The organism is Streptomyces sp. NPDC088725 (assembly GCF_044751305.1).
Taxonomy (GTDB): Bacteria; Actinomycetota; Actinomycetes; order Streptomycetales; family Streptomycetaceae; genus Streptomyces.
Genome location: NZ_JBIVLO010000010.1, coordinates 218039 through 233755 on the forward strand (window position 1 = coordinate 218039; position 15717 = coordinate 233755).

15 protein-coding genes are annotated in these 15717 nt (G+C 71.5%); 6 read left to right on the forward strand and 9 right to left on the reverse strand.

The genetic code is table 11. The features are described from left to right. Nucleotides 1-144 precede the first annotated feature (144 nt). Both ACIP6N_RS24410 and ACIP6N_RS24415 read left to right on the forward strand, forming a co-directional pair. Nucleotides 145-1569 (forward strand): GH1 family beta-glucosidase, encoded by a 1425-nt coding sequence (locus ACIP6N_RS24410; protein WP_401818739.1) that lies wholly within the window; start codon nt 145-147, stop codon nt 1567-1569. A gap of 285 nt (nt 1570-1854) precedes the next feature. Continuing rightward, nucleotides 1855-3801 carry a protease pro-enzyme activation domain-containing protein gene (locus tag ACIP6N_RS24415; protein WP_401818741.1) on the forward strand — a complete coding sequence of 649 codons (1947 nt, stop codon included), beginning with the start codon at nt 1855-1857 and terminating at the stop codon, nt 3799-3801. A gap of 181 nt (nt 3802-3982) precedes the next feature. On the opposite strand, the gene ACIP6N_RS24420 is transcribed toward ACIP6N_RS24415, so the two are convergent. The 3 genes from ACIP6N_RS24420 to ACIP6N_RS24430 form a co-directional block, all read right to left on the reverse strand. Next, nucleotides 3983-4228, reverse strand: coding sequence for a hypothetical protein (locus ACIP6N_RS24420; RefSeq protein ID WP_401818742.1), 246 nt, complete (start codon nt 4226-4228; stop codon nt 3983-3985). A 29-nt stretch (nt 4229-4257) separates the two neighbouring features. Then, complete coding sequence (locus ACIP6N_RS24425; RefSeq protein ID WP_401818744.1) at nt 4258-5403, reverse strand: anion permease; 1146 nt, start codon at nt 5401-5403, stop codon at nt 4258-4260. A gap of 619 nt (nt 5404-6022) precedes the next feature. Beyond that, complete coding sequence (locus tag ACIP6N_RS24430; RefSeq protein WP_401818746.1) at nt 6023-6610, reverse strand: hypothetical protein; 588 nt, start codon at nt 6608-6610, stop codon at nt 6023-6025. Nucleotides 6611-7180: 570 nt separating this feature from the next. Between ACIP6N_RS24430 and ACIP6N_RS24435 the strand changes: the two genes are divergently transcribed. From ACIP6N_RS24435 to ACIP6N_RS24445, 3 genes are all read left to right on the forward strand, one after another. After that, nucleotides 7181-7432: a hypothetical protein gene (locus ACIP6N_RS24435; RefSeq protein ID WP_401818748.1), complete on the forward strand. Its 252-nt coding sequence runs from the start codon at nt 7181-7183 to the stop codon at nt 7430-7432. A 3-nt stretch (nt 7433-7435) separates the two neighbouring features. Further along, complete coding sequence (locus ACIP6N_RS24440; RefSeq protein ID WP_401818751.1) at nt 7436-7813, forward strand: toxin Doc; 378 nt, start codon at nt 7436-7438, stop codon at nt 7811-7813. A 124-nt stretch (nt 7814-7937) separates the two neighbouring features. Then, nucleotides 7938-8249, forward strand: a complete 312-nt coding sequence (locus tag ACIP6N_RS24445) for a hypothetical protein (RefSeq protein ID WP_401818753.1) — start codon at nt 7938-7940, stop codon at nt 8247-8249. Nucleotides 8250-8303: 54 nt separating this feature from the next. Here the strand turns inward: ACIP6N_RS24445 and ACIP6N_RS24450 are convergent, their stop codons facing one another. The 4 genes from ACIP6N_RS24450 to ACIP6N_RS24465 all read right to left on the reverse strand — a co-directional run bounded on the left by ACIP6N_RS24450 (nt 8304) and on the right by ACIP6N_RS24465 (nt 12991). Beyond that, nucleotides 8304-9032, reverse strand: a complete 729-nt coding sequence (locus ACIP6N_RS24450; RefSeq protein ID WP_401818755.1) for a class I SAM-dependent methyltransferase — start codon at nt 9030-9032, stop codon at nt 8304-8306. 27 nt (nt 9033-9059) lie between these two features. Continuing rightward, nucleotides 9060-10226: an MFS transporter gene (locus ACIP6N_RS24455; RefSeq protein WP_401818757.1), complete on the reverse strand. Its 1167-nt coding sequence runs from the start codon at nt 10224-10226 to the stop codon at nt 9060-9062. A gap of 31 nt (nt 10227-10257) precedes the next feature. Further along, nucleotides 10258-11685 (reverse strand): PLP-dependent aminotransferase family protein, encoded by a 1428-nt coding sequence (locus ACIP6N_RS24460; RefSeq protein WP_401818759.1) that lies wholly within the window; start codon nt 11683-11685, stop codon nt 10258-10260. 331 nt (nt 11686-12016) lie between these two features. Next, nucleotides 12017-12991 (reverse strand): phosphotransferase, encoded by a 975-nt coding sequence (locus ACIP6N_RS24465; protein ID WP_401818760.1) that lies wholly within the window; start codon nt 12989-12991, stop codon nt 12017-12019. 70 nt (nt 12992-13061) lie between these two features. On the opposite strand from ACIP6N_RS24465, the gene ACIP6N_RS24470 reads away from it, so the two are divergent. Then, the gene (locus ACIP6N_RS24470; protein ID WP_401818762.1) at nt 13062-14009 is read left to right on the forward strand and encodes an NAD-dependent epimerase/dehydratase family protein; all 948 of its coding nucleotides are present in this window, start codon (nt 13062-13064) and stop codon (nt 14007-14009) included. A 42-nt stretch (nt 14010-14051) separates the two neighbouring features. Here ACIP6N_RS24470 and ACIP6N_RS24475 read toward each other — a convergent pair whose 3' ends face one another. Together ACIP6N_RS24475 and ACIP6N_RS24480 are read right to left on the reverse strand one after the other, a co-directional pair. After that, nucleotides 14052-15248 carry a PP2C family protein-serine/threonine phosphatase gene (locus ACIP6N_RS24475; RefSeq protein ID WP_401818764.1) on the reverse strand — a complete coding sequence of 399 codons (1197 nt, stop codon included), beginning with the start codon at nt 15246-15248 and terminating at the stop codon, nt 14052-14054. A gap of 113 nt (nt 15249-15361) precedes the next feature. Then, a complete protein-coding gene (locus tag ACIP6N_RS24480; protein WP_401818766.1) occupies nt 15362-15619 on the reverse strand; it encodes a hypothetical protein in 258 nt (85 codons plus the stop codon). Nucleotides 15620-15717 lie beyond the last annotated feature (98 nt).

Here is a 15717-nt window from a genome sequence, read left to right on the forward strand (position 1 = left end):
CCGCACGCATCGCTCCACACCACACCGTCACACCGCACAGCCGCACCACATCACACCACACCGCCGCACGCGCACCGCTCCGTGCGGCCGCCGCCTGCCCGACACCCCGTCGCACACGCACACTTCACCCGTGGAAGGACCCTTGTGGCCACCTCAGCACTCAGCTTCCCGCCCGGTTTCCTCTGGGGGACGGCGACCGCCGCGTACCAGATCGAAGGCGCGGCCCGGGAGGACGGCCGTACGCCGTCCATCTGGGACGTCTACTCCCACACTCCGGGCCGGGTACGCAACGGCGACACCGGTGACATCGCGACCGACCACTACCACCGCTGGCCGGAGGACATCGAGATCATGTCCGATCTCGGGGTCGGCGCCTACCGCCTGTCGGTGTCCTGGCCCCGGGTCCAGCCCACCGGCAGCGGTCCCGCGTCCGCGAAGGGCCTCGACTTCTACCAGCGGCTGACCGACGGCCTGCTGGAGAAGGGAATCCAGCCGGTCGTCACGCTCTACCACTGGGACCTGCCCCAGGAGCTGGAGGACGCGGGCGGCTGGCCCGAGCGCGCGACCGCCTACCGCTTCGCCGAGTACGCGGGCATCGTCGCCGACGCCCTGGGCGACCGGGTGAAGACCTGGACCACCCTCAACGAGCCCTGGTGCAGCGCGTTCCTGGGCTACGGATCCGGCGTGCACGCCCCCGGCCGCACCAACGCCGCGGACTCCCTGCGCGCGGCCCACCACCTCAACCTCGGCCACGGCCTCGCGGTCAGGGAACTGCGGGACCGGCTGCCGTCCGACGCCAAGGTGTCCGTCACCCTCAACCTGCACCACGTACGGCCGCTGACCGAGGGCCCGGCGGACGCCGACGCGGCCCGCCGTATCGACGGCACGGCCAACCGGGTCTTCACCGGACCGATGCTGGACGGCGCCTATCCGGCCGACGTCATGGAAGACACCGCACAGCACACCGACTGGTCGTTCGTGCAGGACGGCGATGTCGGACTCATCCACCAGCCGCTGGACTTCCTCGGCGTCAACTACTACTCGCCGACGCTGGTCTCCCACCATTCGGGCCCGGCCGTCCACGGATCCGACGGCCACGGCGCGAGCGAGCACAGCCCCTGGCCCGCGGCGGACAGCGTCGCCTTCCACCAGACCCCCGGTGACCGGACCGCCATGGGCTGGACGATCGACCCGAGCGGCCTGTACGAACTGCTGCTGCGCGTCAAGAAGGACCACCCGGACCTGCCGGTGATGATCACCGAGAACGGCGCGGCCTTCGACGACTACGCCGCACCCGACGGCGAGGTCAGGGACCCGGAGCGGATCGCGTACCTGCGCCGGCACCTGACCGCCGTCCACCGGGCCATCGAGGCGGGCGTCGACATCCGCGGCTATTTCCTCTGGTCGCTCCTGGACAACTTCGAGTGGTCGTACGGCTACGGCAAGCGCTTCGGTACGGTCTACGTCGACTACGCGTCGCAGCGCAGGACGCCGAAGTCCAGCGCCAAGTGGTACGCGAAGCTGACCCGCAGCAACGTTCTCCCGGCGGAGGAGTCCGTCACCGGGTAGCCGCACCACCCCGGAGAACCGGCCGGTGCGGTGGACCGCAGTGTCACACCGCCCCGGCCGGGCATCCGGTGCGTCCGGTGCCCGGGCGCCCTCCCGACGGCCCGGTCCCGGCATCGCGGATCCTCTCCCCAATCGATCACTTGGGAGGGACATGACACGTCATTGGTGTTCCTTTGGCCAACACATGTCCCCGTTATGAACGTTTGATCGACAGAGTGGCACATTGCGTGTGACTACCAACTTCCGCGCCTGTCACACGCGTTCACTCGCAACGCAGGGGGTTCTATGAGATCCAGCCGATCGCGCCTGCGCACCGGAATGACCATGGCGGCGGCACTGCCGCTGGTCGTCGGTGCCCTGGCACTCGGCACACCGTCCGCGGGGGCCGACACCGGTCCCGCCGGGCGCGACACACTCCACGGCGCCAAGCCGCTGTGGGCGACCGCGAAGGCGGACAAGGGCAGCACGCCCGACTCCGGCCAGGTCACGGCCCGCGTCTACCTGGCGGGACGCGACGCCGCCGGTCTGGCGCAGTACGCCAAGGAGGTGTCCGACCCGAACTCCGCCTCGTACGGCGCGTACTTGAGCGCCAAGCAGGCCGACGCGCGCTTCGGAGCGACGAAGCAGCAGATCGCCGAGGTCACCGCCTGGCTGACGTCGTCCGGGCTGAAGGTGACCGGCTCGACCCGGCACCACCTGACCGTGAGCGGGTCGACAGCGGCGGTGGAGAAGGCTTTCTCCACCCAGCTGCACAACTACACCAAGGGCAAGAGCACGTACCGCGCGCCCTCGACGACGCCCTCGGTACCCGGTTCGCTGCACGGAGCGGTGCTCACCGTCACGGGCCTCGACAACGCGCCGCACATGGTGAAGCACGACGAGACGCTGCCGCCGCCGGACGCGGTCTTCCGCAACGCCGGTCCCTTCTCGACGTACTTCGGCTCGAAGACCGACAAGTCCCTCCCGTCGGCCTACGGTTCGAAGGCGCCGTTCGCGATCAAGGGCTACACCGGCAAGGAACTGCGTTCCGCCTACGGAGCGAAGAACTTCACCGGCAAGGGCGTCACCGTCGCCATCACGGACGCGTACGCCTCGCCCACCATCGCGCAGGACGGCAAGAAGTACGCCAAGCGCAACGGTGACAAGAACTACCGCGCGGGCCAGCTCTCCCAGGTGCTGCCCGCCGACTACAACAGCACCGAGGACTGCGGCGCCTCCGGCTGGTACGGCGAGGAGACCCTCGACGTCGAGGCCGTGCACGCGGTGGCACCCGACGCCGACATCACCTACGTCGGCGCGGCCTCGTGCTACGACGACGATCTGCTGGACTCGCTCAGCGGCATCGTCGACGGACACCTCGCCGACATCGTCTCCAACTCGTGGGGCGACGTGGAGGCCAACCAGACACCGGCTCTGGCGGCCGCCTACGACCAGGTGTTCCAGCTGGGCGCCGTCGAGGGCATCGGCTTCTACTTCTCCTCCGGCGACTCCGGCGACAACGTCGCGGGCACCGGTACGAAGCAGGTCGACGTCCCGGCCAACTCCGCCTGGGTGACGGCGGTCGGCGGTACCTCGCTCAACGTCGGCAAACAGGGCACGTACCAGTGGGAGACCGGCTGGGGCACGCTCCAGGCGGGCCTGGGCGCCGACCACAACTGGACCGGCTTCCCCGGCGCCTACACCTCGGGCGCGGGCGGCGGCACCAGCGCGGCCGTGCCGCAGCCGTACTACCAGAAGGGCACCGTCCCGGACGCCCTCGCCACGGCGAACGGTGGGGCGCCGATGCGCGTCGTCCCGGACATCTCGGCCGTGGCCGACCCGAACACCGGCTTCCTCGTCGGCCAGACCCAGACGCTCCCCGACGGGACGCTGGGCTACGACGAGTACCGCATCGGGGGCACCTCGCTGGCCGCACCGGTCATCGCGGGCGTCCAGGCACTGGCGCAGGAGGCGCACCACGGTCTCCCGATCGGCTTCGCCAACCCGGGGATCTACCAGCGGTACGGCACGTCGGCCTACCACGACGTGACCGACCACCCGCTGGGCGCCGGCCGTGATGTCGCGGTCGTACGCAACGACTTCGTCAATGGTTTCGACAACACGGACGGAATCAAGACCTCGCTGCGCACCCTCGGCAAGGACAGCTCGCTGTCGTCGGTCGTCGGGTACGACAACGTGACCGGAGTCGGCAGTCCGGCGGCCGGATACGTCACGTCGTACCGCGACCGCTGACGGCTCCTCACCCGCAGAGCGGCACAGAGCACGACCAGCACAGAGTAAGACCAGCACAGAGTAAGACCGGCACAGAGCAGGACCGGCATGCGGCACGACGGCGCGGCCCCCGCACACCGCGGGGGCCGCGTCGTGCTGTCCCGGTTCCGCCCCCGGGAAGGACCGGCTCAGTGCCAGGGGTTCAGTGGAACTGCGGAACGATGAGATACAGCCCGTACAGCACGACGACCGCGCAGGCGAGGAAGCACAGCCCGGCCACGGCCACGGCCACGGACAGTGGCCCCGCCCTGCCGCCGTTCTCCGGCCCGGTTGTCTCCTCGCCCATGGCCAGCGCGCGGACGCCGAGCGCGAAGACGAAGACGATGCCCACGGTGGCGGCCACGCTCACCAGCGCCACCTCACCCAGCGCGCTCCAGTCCAGATGCATGGGATTCCCTTCCTCGCCCGCGTGGCGGGTCATACATGGGTCTTGGTGACGTCGCGGCGGACAGCCACTTTGTAGTCGTCGTTGACGTTGCCGGCCGTCACCGGATTACGGCGGGACGCGACCACGATGAAGGCGGCGACAGCCGCCGCGACCACGGCGATGACCACCACGCCGAGCGTCCCGCCGTGCACGACGACCGCCGCGGCGACCCCGCCGACGATCGCGGCGGCGGGAATCGTCACACACCAGGAGACGACCATCCGTCCCGCGATCCCCCACCTCACCTCGGCCAGCCGCCTGCCGAGCCCCGCGCCGAGAATGCTCCCGGAGCAGACCTGGGTGGTGGACAGGGCGAAGCCCAGATGGGCCGAGGTCAGGATGACCGTGGCGGCCCCCGACTCGGCGGCGAACCCCTGCGGAGCGCGGATGTCCGCGAGCCCGCGGCCCATGGTCCTGATGATCCGCCAGCCGCCCAGATACGTACCGAGACCGATGGACAGCCCCGCGGAGCCGATGACCCACAGCGGCGGTCCCGCGCCCGGACCGAGCACGCCGGCGGAGATCAGCGTCAGGGTGATGACGCCCATGGTCTTCTGCGCGTCGTTGGTGCCGTGCGCGAGGGAGACGAGAGAGGCGGAGGCGACCTGGCCGAGCCGGAAGCCCCGGTTCACCGAGGACTCGCGGCTGCGTGAGGTGATCCGGTAGGCGGTGTACGTGGCGATCAGCGCGGCTAGGCCGGCGATCAACGGCGAGGCGATCGCCGGGAGCAGGACCTTGTCGATCACCTCGTCGAAGTGCACGCCGTGGCGCCCGGCTCCCACCCACACGGCTCCGATCAGCCCGCCGAACAGGGCGTGCGAGGAACTGGAGGGCAGTCCGAGCAGCCAGGTCGCCAGATTCCACATGATGGCGCCCACCAGTCCCGCGAAAATCATCCCCGGCGTGACCAGGTTGTCCGCCACGATGCCGCCGGAAATCGTCCTCGCGACCTCCGTGGACAGGAAGGCGCCCACGATGTTGAGCACGCCGCTGATCAGGACCGCGACCTTGGGACGCAGCGCTCCTGTGGCGATGGACGTGGCCATCGCGTTCGCGGTGTCATGGAATCCGTTGGTGAAGTCGAACGCCAAGGCGGTGACGATCACCATTGCCACAAGAAAAGTGATCTGGTCCATTCGCCTCATGAAAGCGCAGGGACCCGCCCCCGGGGGAGTTCCGCCATGCGGACACCAGCGGGTTCCCCCCAATGATTCGTCAGCTCGGCGAACGGACGTTCCTCACAGCGGCGGCGCGCCCGCGAGCAACTGCGCGATCGCGGTGCCGAGAGCGATCTCCGGGGTCCGCACGCTGTCTCGGCGAGCATGACCACGACGGCGCCCCGCAACCCGGCCGGCAGGCCGCGGACGCCCTGTCGGCGTCGACGCCGGCCCCGCCCTCCCCGGGTCGCGCATGCATGCGGATGCATGTCAGTGAGCTTGTCCGGCCGGCGCGCGAGCGGGTTCAGGACGCTCTCGCGGGTTTCCTGCTCGCTGCGGCCCATCGGGGAAGGGAGCGTACTGCGTGGGCAGTTCTGCCCCTGCTCCCGGTAGCGCTGTACGACGGCGTCCAGCCAGGACATCGCACACGCGGCGGCGCGTCCTGCCAAGTGACCAGGCCCGGTTCGTGCACGGGACGGCGCTCGTCGTGGACGGCCGCGTACCGGCGACCCGTCCGGGCCCGTCCTCCGACTGATCGACCGGCGGGCCCCGCGCCCGGGCGTCCTCTGCCTCCGGTCGCGGACCCGAACGAGAGGCCTCAGGCGCGTGCCCGGTAGAGGCCGCGGCCCGCACGGTCGGCCCGGGACGTGGCGACGAGACGGTCGAGTGTGCTCCTTACGGCGTTGATGCTGCCGGGAGTGGCGTCGCGGCCCAGTGCCCGCGCCACATCGCGGGCCCGGACGGCGTCCTTGCCCGCGCCCGACAGCACGGCGAGCACTTGCTCCGTCAGACCGCCGGCCTGCTCGTCCTGGTCCCCCGCCGACGGTTTCGCCTTCTTCGGCGCCTCCGACTTCGCACGCTTCGGATTGGCGGTCTTCTTCGCCGGGATCCGCTTCTGCGCCGCCTTCTTGGTCGCCGCCTTCTTCGGAGTCCCCGCGACCGTCCCGGGCCCGGTCTCCACCGCGGCCGGCGGGCCTGCGGGGGCAGGGGCCCGGTCCGCCGCAAGGGGAGCGAGCGAGAGCGCCTGAAGGGCGTTCAGCGCGGTCCGCACGGATTCCAGCCGGTCGGTGACCACGGCCAGTTCCTTCTCCAGCGACTGCTGGTGCTCCTCGAGATGAGGAAGTTCCTCCCGCAGAAGCGCTGTTGTCGCCTCGACGCTGTGGGGCGTGCCGGATGCGGATGTCATGAGTGTGCCTCTCTGATTCTTGTGACTGCCAGTGGTCTGTACGGGTGACCGTTGTGCCACAGCGTAGGCGTTGGCCCGTACCAGTGGTTCTGCACCGGTGGGAAAAGCAGCGGCGCACGGGGCGTTCAGCAGCCGGCGGACCGGGCAAATGCACTGGTTCTGGAGCCAGTTGGCCGCCGGGGCTCACACTCCCCGAAAGAGGTGCGCAGTGTTGACCGCATCGCTCCCGCCCCCACCCCTCCCGTCCGGCGGCTGTCTCGCTGGTCCGGCAGGCGTCTCGTCGCGCGCACGTCCACACGCGTCGCCTCGGCCACACCGCCGACGGCGCCGCGGCCCGCCCGCTCCGGCCAGGGGCGTGCGGGGCGCGTGCCGGTGTGTGCGCAACCGCCGGAAGGACGGCCGCGCCGCCCAACGCCATGGAGCCCGGGCCGGGTTGGGGGACCGGGGTGTGGCGGACCGCTCGGTGAGAATCCGTACGCCCCGCGGTCCCCGCACCGGTGAGGTACCCGGCCGCATACGTCCTGACCTGTGGATATGCCGGGGCAGGTACCGGAGTGATAGCTTCAGCCCATGGCTGCTCTCAATGTGGACTTCCCCGACACGGAACTCCAGGAGATCCGTGAGATCGCCGCGGAGCGCGGAATGACGATGAAGGCGTTCGTACGCTCGTCGACGGCGGACGCGGTCGCCCAGCACCGGGCGCTCAAAGAAGGCGCCGGCGTCTTCCGCAGGGTCTTCGGTGACTCCGCGCTCGCCGACGCCATCGCGGACGCGGGCATCGACGACGGACCCGGCGCCGGCACCACGGGCCGGGCCGCCTGAGAGATGCCGACCGCACTGTACGTCGATGTGCGCTGGCTCCTGCGACAGCAGGAGGGCGTCCTGCCCGACCAGCCGGTGGTCTCCGACTTCTCGGCGCTGGTCGCCGCCGTCGCACGCCACCGCGTCGATCCGCCGCGGCTCGGTATCGACTCCGATCCGGCCTGGCGCGCGACAGCCCTGCTGCACACCCTCGTCGCACTCAGACCGCTGCCCGCCTACAACGTACGGTTCGCCTGCGCCGTCGCGATCGCCTACATGACCATGAGCGGCGAGGGCGTCGACGCCCCGTACGGCGAGCTGGTCGAGCTGACCAAGCAGCTGACCAGGGAGAAGACGGACGTCTTCGCCGCGGCCGACCGCATACGCTCCTGGCGGATCTGACCGCCTCCGCCGGACGAGCCCATGGAAACAACCGCCAGGTGATCGCGGCGCAAAGCTGGGCAGGACTACAGAGGGGCCGCAAGGCTCACCCCGCCCGACGGGGGCCGCCCACGAAGGAGTCCGAATGACCACCTACGTCATCACCATCCCCGGTACGTTCCTCCGGGACCTCACCGACGCCTCCCGCACAGCGGTGGTGGAGGGGCTGCGTCCCGCGGACCCGCAGCACACCACGCTGGGCGAGGCTCAGGACCTGGACATCCTCACCGTCAACGAGAACGGCACCTTCAGCATCAGGCTGGAGATCGAGGCGGACAACAACCGAGGCGCGGAGGCCGCCGCCAAGGAAACCGCCGCTGCCGCGCTGCGGGACGCCGGATTCTCGGAGAACGAGGCCCCGCTCGGTCCGCCGACCGTCACCGGCATCGACATCTGATCCCCGCACACGGACCGCCCCGCCGCGCACCGGGCCGCCTCCCGCGCGCACGGCTCACGCCCGTCGGGCCACGACCAGCGCACAGCGGGGAGTACCGTCGGGCAGCGTCCCCAGGCCGGGCAGCGTACGCAGCTCCGTGGTGAACCCCGCCAGAGTCAGTTCGGCCAGCACGTCCGGCAGCCGGAACGTGCGGTAGTACATGACGAACGGCGGGTGCCACACCAGATTGCGCAGCCGCATCACGCTGTCGAAACCCCACAGGGCCCAGTAGAGCCGCGAGCCGACCCGGGGCGGCGCGGGAAGCGGAAAGACGAAGCGGCCGCCCGGCCGCAGAGCCGCGTACGCCCGGTCGAACAGCGCGGGCCGCTCCCCGGGCAGGAAATGACCGAACGCGCCGAAGCTCACGGCCAGGTCGAAGGCACCGGTGAAGGGGAGAGCGCGCGCGTCGGCCCGTACCCACTCCACCGGAGGCGCGCCCGGTACCTCCGGCAGGGCGGCCGCCGCGGCGGCGAGCATCCCGGCGCTGAAATCCACACCGGTCACCCGTTCCTCGCACACCTCCCGCAGCACACCGACGCCCGCTCCCGTGCCGCAGCAGATGTCGAGCCCCGTGCGGAAGGGACCCAGCGGCCGTACGGCGCGCACCACGGCGTCGAGCAGATGGTCAGGTGTGCGGAACGGCGTCTGGTCGAACTTCGGCGCGAGCAGGTCGTAGCCGTGCTCGATGGACGAGAGCGCCTGCACGGCGAGTTCGCGGAGGGTCGGGCCCGTGGGGGAGAACATCACTGGCCAGCCTAACGGTTGGGACGCTCAGAGCGCGGTACGGGTCCGCGCGCGGTGACGGGCGGCGCCATAACCGAGGACCGCCAGGCACACCAGCCCCGTGTCCGTCCCGGCGACTCCCGCGAGACCGCTGTGCGTGAAGGCCGCGGTTCCGAGCTGAGCACCCAGGGACCCGCCGAGGAAAGCAGCCGACATGTAGACGGTGTTGACGCTGGAGCGGGCCTCGGGAACGGCGGCGAAGATCCGGGTCTGGTGGGCGACCTGCGCGCACTGCGTCCCGACCGTGAGGACGAACATGCCGAGCGCCAGAACGACGAGAGTGCCGCCGCCGAGGGCTATGAGGACGACGGAGACCGCGACCAGCGCCAGGCACACGCCCAGCACGGCGAGCGGACCGCGCCGGTCGACCTGCGCCCCGGCCGCCGGCGTCAGCAGGCCGCCGGCCAGCCCGACCAGGCCGAACAGCCCGGCCTGCCCCGTCGACCAGCCGAACTGGCCGGTCAGTTGAAGCGTCAGTACCGTCCAGGTGGCGTTGAACGCGCCGAAGACGAAGAACTGGATCCAGGCGGCCTGCCGCAGAGCCGGCTGCGCGCGGACCAGCCGGGGGAGTCCCGCCAGGAGCCTGCTGTACGAAGGAGCCGGCGGCGGGAATCCGTCCGGCAGCACGCGGAACAGGGCGACGGCCACGAGCAGGCTCAGCGCGGCGAAGACGAGGAGCACACTCCGCCAGCCGACGGCCTGTCCGACCAGTCCCGCGACGACCCGGCTGCCGAAGATGCCGCAGACCAGCCCGGTCATCAGCACACCGACGACGGCGCCCGACCGTTCCCGGGGCACCAGGCGTCCCGCGAGCGGGATCAGGACCTGCGGGACGACCGCGGTCACCCCCGCGACCACCAGCAGAGGAGCCAGGACGGCGGTGGACGTGGCCGTGGAGGCGAGCGCCAGCAGCAGCGCCGTACTCACCAGCAGGACGGTGACCAGCCTGCGCGGACGCATCCGGTCACCCAGCGGAACGAGCAGCAGGATGCCCAGGGCGTAGCCGAGTTGGACGGCGGTCGCCAGCGTCCCCGCGCTGCCGACACCGATCCGCAGGTCGTCGGAGACCAGACCCAGCAGCGGTTGCGGAAGATAGACGGTGCTGACGGCGACGCCGCAGGTGAGCGCGTAGAGAAAGGCGGTGGCGGCACGCATCCACGCATCCTGAACGCAGCCCGCGGCGAAGTCAACGGAGCGAAGCCCAGGCCGCCGCGATCCGGTCCACCGCGTCCCTCAGACGGTCGGGCCGCTGGGCGAACGGCAGCCGGAGCCAGCGCTCCAGCCGGTCCTGCGCGCCGAAGTGGGCGCCGGGTACCAGGAGTACGCCGTGCTGCTCGGCGGCGGCGACCAGCCGTGGACCGACCGGGGCGGGCAGCCGGCACCAGAGATTCAGACCGCCGTCCGGCAGGCGGAAGGACCAGTCGGGGAGCCCGCTGCGCAGTGCGGCCGCGAGAGCGTCGCGCTGCTCGCGCAGTTCCCGGCGCCGGGCCTGGAGGACCGGTTCCGGCTCAGCGAGCAGTTCACAGAGCCACAGTTGCTCGAACAGCGGCGAACCGAGGTCCAGCGAGTCCCGGGTGCCGGCGAGCCTTCCGATGAGTTCTTCCGGAGCCCTGAGCCAGCCGATGCGCAGCCCGCCCCAGTGGGACTTGGCGGGCGACCCGACCGTGATCGTCCACCGCGGCGCGTAGGCGGCCAGTGGTGGCGGCGCCGGGGTGCCCGCGGCGAGCCCGTAGTCGAGATCCACCGCCGATTCGTCCACCACCGTGTACGTACGCGTGGCAGCCAGGACGGCCCCCAGCCGCTCGCGGCCCGCCGCGTCCAGCTTCCGGCCCGTGGGGTTGTGGAAATCCACCATCAGGTAGGCGAGGCGCGGCGAGGTCTGGCGCAGCGTGGCCTCGATGCCGTCGATGTCCCAGGCCCGGTCGGCGAACGCGTCGACCGGCACAGGTACCGGCTGAGCCCGCGCCGCTGCCACCGCGCCCAGTGCGTGGGGATAGCCGGGCTGCTCGACCAGCACCCGGTCGCCCGGGCCCGCCAGCAGATGGAGCGCCAGCGCGAAGGCGTGGTGCGCGCCGTTGGTGATCATGATCTCGGACGGCTCTGTCGGCAGACCACGCGCCGTGTAGCGGGCGGCGACGCGCTCGCGCAGCGGCAGGATGCCCAGGTCGTCGTAGGTCTCGTCGTACAGTGCCTCCCGCATCGACCGCTGCGCGGCGTCAAACGCGGGTTCGAGCCCCTGGGCCGCGGGCGGCGACGCGCGCGCCAGATTGATCAGATCGAACGCGCCGGGCAGGACCGGGCCGCTTTGTCGCGCACCGGGAGGGGCGGCCGTCCAGGAACCGGCGCCCTGGCGGGACGCGATCAGCCCGGTGTCCCGGAGATGGTCGAGAGCCGCACCGATCATGGTCCGGCTCACACCGAGCGCGAGAGCCAGCTCGCGCTCCGACGGCAACCGGGTGTCCGGCGGCAGCCGGCCGTCCCGGACGCGTGTCTCGATGGCGTCGGCCAGATCCTTCCCGCCGGAACGCGGGCCGCCCGTGCGCCAGTCTCCGAGCGTATCGGCCAGCCTGGCGGCGGAGATACGTCCGCTGAAGGGCGGCGGTGAAGGGGTCATACGGCCACGGTAACGAAATTGGCTATGGAGCGGGCATGGATAGCAGACCACTCAGGTGATCATGGCTGAAATGGACCTTCATCCCGTTCCCAGTCCGGGCCACGCCTCCCCGCAGAGCCCCGCAACTGCCTGCCCGGCTGGTCCTTCACGGCCCCGGTACACCAGGTGCGTGAAAGGAAACCCCGGCCTCACAGTCCGGGACGAACTCCACCAGGCGCTCGCTTCGGTGACGCGGCCAAAGCGTCGGCCGCGTCACCGCGGCGGTGTCCCTCCTCGTGCTGCCGCTCGTCGTGCGGCGTCCCGCCGCGACGCCCGGTGCAGAGAACCGGCCTCAGCCCATCGCCCCCACCGACCCGGGCGTCCCCGCCAACGACCGTGCGTCCGAGACCAGTTCATCGATCCACCGTGCCGACTCCGGCACCACCCGGACCCCGTCCTCCACCACCCAGCGCAGCGCGAGCAGTGTCCAGCAGAGACCGCCGATCACCAACTGCTCCCGTACGGACGCGGGGTCCGCCCCCGCCTCCTCGGCGAACACCCCGGGCAGCGAGGCCACTTCCACCTGCTGCGCCCGACCATGATTCCGAGCCTCGCGCAACAGGCAGTACAGATCGCCCAGATGGGCGTGCACATACGCGAGCGGCCAGTCGACCGGCACGACACGGCCACCGGTCCCGAGGACCAGGTTCTTCGCATGGAAGTCACTGTGGACGAGCGTGGCCGGGTGCGCGCCGGGGTCCGCGGCGAGCAGTTCGAGCCGGCCGGCCAGCACCCGGGCAGGCCCGTCCAGCGCACCCGCGAGGTCCGGCCGCAGGCGCGCCAGCGCCGCCCCGGTGACGCGTGCGGTGTCCGCGAAGTCCGCTGTCGTACGGCGCGACCCCGCCCCGAGCGCCGGGAGCGAGGCCAGCTCACGCGCCGCGACGGCCCGCATCCGCGCGAGCGTGCGCACCGCCTCCCGGTAACCGCCGGCGGTGGGCCGCTGCTCCAGTGTGTGCTGCCCGGCATCCTCCAGGACGAGGACGACGGGCTCGGTTCCGCCGCCGCCCCGCGCGGCGATGAGCCGAGGCGCCGGTACCCGCAGCGGAGCAACCAAGTCCCGGTAGCGGGCTGCCTCTTCGGCCATCTCGCCGGTGCCGCGCTTGACCACCACGGAACGCGGCCCCATGCCCGCCAGTTCCAGCCGCCACACCTCCGACAGCCCCCACAGGCGCAGCCGTTCACCCCGTAAGGGCAGCACCCCGTGCCCCAGCAGTCCGGCCGCGTCCCGCAGCCACGCGGGAAAATCGGTTTCCGTCACGTACGTCACCGCGACATCATCCTTCGCGCCCGCGCATCCGCGCAGAACATCCAGCGGGAACGCTCAACAGGAGTCCACTGTGCGCCTGCTCGTCCTCGGCGGTACGAAGTTCCTCGGCCGCCACCTCGTCGCACACGCCCTGGCCGAGGGCCACCACCTCACCCTGTTCAACCGCGGCAGGACCGGCCCGGACCTCTTCCCCGGCGTCACCCGGCTCGTCGGCGACCGTACGGCCGACGGCGATCCCGCGGGACTGGCCGCGCTGGCGGGCGGAACGTGGGACGCCGCCTTCGACTTCAGCGGATTCCTGCCCCGGCAGGTCGCCGCCACCGCCCGCCTGCTGGCCCCCCGCGTCGGGCACTACACCTTCATGTCCTCGATCGCCGTCTACCCGAGGACCGCCGCGGCGGGCCGTACCGAGGAAGCCCCGATCCACGGTCCGGTCCTGCCGCAGGGCGGCGCCGAGCCGGCAGGTTTCACGGCCGAGACGTACGGCCCGCTGAAAGCCGCCTGTGAACGGGCCGCCGAGGAGGCGTTCCCCGGCCGGGCCACCTCCATCCGCTCCGGACTGGTCACCGGCCCGGGCGACCCGTTCGGCGCGCTTCCCGGCTGGGCCCTGGCGATGGCGGGAGAAGGACCCGTCCCCTGCGCGGCCCGCCCGGAGCAGCCCCTCCAAGTGACCGACGTCCGCGACCTCGTGGCCTTCATGATCCGTACGGGCACCACACCGCTGCCCGGAGTCTTCAACGTGATGGCGCCGCCGATGACGTTCGCCGCGATGCTGGAGACCTGTCGCCTCGCCGCCGGAGCCGGACCCGCGACAGTCCGCTGGACACCGGACGAGAACGTCGACGAACACGCCGCGGGAATCGTCCAGCCCCACGACGGAAACGACGACGGCGTGTTCCGGCTGTCCTGCGAACGCGCCCTGACCGCCGGCTACCGGCCGCGCCCCTTCGCGGACACCGCCAGGGACACCATCGCCTGGGCCCGCGAGACCCGCGCGGTCTTCACCAGCCCGCACTGAACCGCGGCCCGACCGAGACCCGGTCCGCACCGAGCCGCACACTCACTGGCGCGGCGGCCGCCACTCGATCAGCAGCAGTGTGGCGTCGTCCTGCAACCGCTTGTTCTGCCGGCCCAGGATCGAGTGGATGAGCCGCCGCAGCGCCTCGGGCGCGGGCTCACCCGCCGCCGTGGCCCGGATGATGGAGTCGGTGAAACGGTCGAGGCCGAACTCCGCGCCGCCCTCGATACGGGACTCCGTCACCCCGTCCGTGTACATCAGCACCCGGTCACCCGGCTCCAACGCGACCTCGTGGACCTCGCGCGGCCCCTCCGAGAACCGCGCGGGCATCCCCATCGGCGGCTGTGGGGCACGTTCCAACGCCCGGTCGAGCACTCGCTCGTTCCGGATGAGAAGAGGCGGCGGATGCCCGCAGTTGCACCAGCGGAAGATTCCGCCGGCCAGGTCCAACTGAGTGACGACACCCGTGCAGTACTGCTCGGGCAGCCACTCGGCGAGCGCCCGGTCGATGGCGGCGACGAGTTCCGGCAGCTCGGCGTCGGCCCGGCGGGCGTTGCGGCAGCCGGCCATCGCGACGGCCGTGGTCAGCCCGGACGCCAGGTCATGGCCCATGGAGTCGAGGATCGCCGCGTGCAGCGTCGTGTTCGTCAGCGAGTGGTCGAACGCGTCGCCACCGATCCGGTACGCGGGCTCCAGCACCGCTGTCGACAGCGCGCGGCCGTTGCCGATCGTCCGCGGCGGCAGCACGGCACGCAGCATCTCCGCCGGCAACTCCATCTGTTCCGTACGGGAGCGCCGTGCGAAGCTGTCGCTGTACGCCCGCTTCGAGGTGACGACCATGGCGAGCACGGACGCGAGCATCCGGCAGCGGCGCAGCCGCGTCGCGTCCAGCGTCTCCGTCCGGATGCCGAGAACACCCAGCCGCTCCTCGCCGTCGACCAGCGGCAGCCAGACGGCGAGCCCCGCCGCGGGGGAGTCGGTCACCTGCAAGGAGAGCGTGCGGTAGGCGTAGCCGGCCTTCGAGGAATCCACTCCCAGCTGCGGCAGCCCCTCGGTCAGGGGCACCAGGTGCCGCTGCTGGAGGTCGACGAGATACACGACGACCTCGTGGAGCCCGATCGCCGTGGCGCACCGGTTCACCACCTTGGGCAGGTCCATCGGCGCCGCCGCGTGTGCCTCGGAGAGCAGTTCCTCCAGCAGCCATTCGCCGGGCCCGTGCGCCGTGGGCTCACTCCCCATCGGCGATCACCTCCTCCACCGCAGTCTCACACCGGCGCCCCCGTTCTGCCCTTCCTGCCCACCTGGGCGGGCGGCGGCGTACCGCTACCGGCCCGCGGCGCGCGCCGCGGGCATCACCTACGCGGCCCGCCGAAGCCGGGGCAGATACGCGGTGACCCCTTCGGCGCGCCGGGAATGTCCCCGGCGGACAGGATGCCGAGATCGGCCACCGCAGCCAGGAACTCGGGTTCCCACGCGCGGTGCGCGTCCGGCGCGTCGGCGGCCAGGACGGTGTGACAGCGGGCGAAGGCCGCGACGATCCAGAACACCGCCTCGCGGTGCAGACCGCCGTCGATGAGTTCCCGGCTCCCGTCGATCGCGATCGGCCGCACCCCGCGCCCGCAGCTCTCCGGGACGTCCCGTCGGATCGTCGATCACCGTGTCCGTACGAAAACCGCCCGCCAGATGGCAGGAGGCCGGCACCGCGTCC

Bases quoted from the DNA above. Each gene is read 5' to 3' on its own strand.
- ACIP6N_RS24415 (WP_401818741.1), top strand. From the start codon at position 1,855: ATGAGATCCAGCCGATCGCGCCTGCGCACCGGAATGACCATGGCGGCG.
- ACIP6N_RS24420 (WP_401818742.1), bottom strand. From the start codon at position 4,228: ATGCATCTGGACTGGAGCGCGCTGGGTGAGGTGGCGCTGGTGAGCGTG.
- ACIP6N_RS24425 (WP_401818744.1), bottom strand. From the start codon at position 5,403: ATGGACCAGATCACTTTTCTTGTGGCAATGGTGATCGTCACCGCCTTG.
- ACIP6N_RS24430 (WP_401818746.1), bottom strand. From the start codon at position 6,610: ATGACATCCGCATCCGGCACGCCCCACAGCGTCGAGGCGACAACAGCG.
- ACIP6N_RS24435 (WP_401818748.1), top strand. From the start codon at position 7,181: ATGGCTGCTCTCAATGTGGACTTCCCCGACACGGAACTCCAGGAGATC.
- ACIP6N_RS24440 (WP_401818751.1), top strand. From the start codon at position 7,436: ATGCCGACCGCACTGTACGTCGATGTGCGCTGGCTCCTGCGACAGCAG.
- ACIP6N_RS24445 (WP_401818753.1), top strand. From the start codon at position 7,938: ATGACCACCTACGTCATCACCATCCCCGGTACGTTCCTCCGGGACCTC.
- ACIP6N_RS24450 (WP_401818755.1), bottom strand. From the start codon at position 9,032: ATGTTCTCCCCCACGGGCCCGACCCTCCGCGAACTCGCCGTGCAGGCG.
- ACIP6N_RS24455 (WP_401818757.1), bottom strand. From the start codon at position 10,226: ATGCGTGCCGCCACCGCCTTTCTCTACGCGCTCACCTGCGGCGTCGCC.
- ACIP6N_RS24460 (WP_401818759.1), bottom strand. From the start codon at position 11,685: ATGACCCCTTCACCGCCGCCCTTCAGCGGACGTATCTCCGCCGCCAGG.
- ACIP6N_RS24475 (WP_401818764.1), bottom strand. From the start codon at position 15,248: ATGGGGAGTGAGCCCACGGCGCACGGGCCCGGCGAATGGCTGCTGGAG.